This is a genomic window from Aminobacter sp. P4_D5 (genome assembly GCF_056401815.1).
Window position 1 is genome coordinate 1 of record NZ_JBFUIP010001350.1, and the last position, 527, is coordinate 527.

General features: G+C 67.4%; 1 protein-coding gene. It reads right to left on the reverse strand.

Features of this window, described 5'->3' with window-relative positions:
* Positions 1-157 precede the first annotated feature (157 nt).
* On the reverse strand, positions 158-527 hold a 370-nt coding region (locus AC1DWF_RS38345), incomplete at its 5' end, for a hypothetical protein (RefSeq protein WP_476843629.1).

Consider the following 527-nt stretch of genomic DNA (forward strand, 5'->3'; position numbering starts at 1 on the left):
GCCGAACAAAAACGCGCTCCACCGGACATCAATCCGGTGGAGCGCGCCCTGCCACACGAAAAAGGCCCGGTTCCTGGAGGAACCGGGCCTTTTCGGGAAGCCAGTCGATCGGGAGAGGAGAGCCTCGGGACGCAATTCGCCCCTTGGCCCGGGTTTTCTAGGTCGGGAGGAGTGGCCAAGTCAAGTTTTTTTTCCTAGATTCACGAGACTTCGTCAGAACCCGGAACAATCCATGCGGGGTCATGGCAAAGGGCGCGTGCGGGCCGAGCACGGCCCGGCAGACGGCCACGCAGCTGAAGGGTACGCCGCGCAGCCCGCGGCCCAGCGCCGGCTCCTCCAGGGGGAAGGCGCCGACCGGCAGAAGCCCGGCGCGGCGATAGAAGCCCGGCAGGTCGAAGCCTGCCGGAACCTCCAGCCGCGCCACCAGCAGGCGGCCGGTCAGCGGGTCCAGCACCGTCCATCCACTGTTGTCCTCGATGGCGGCGAAGCAGTGCCGGAAGCCGCGCCGCAACAGTCGCTGCCAGAGG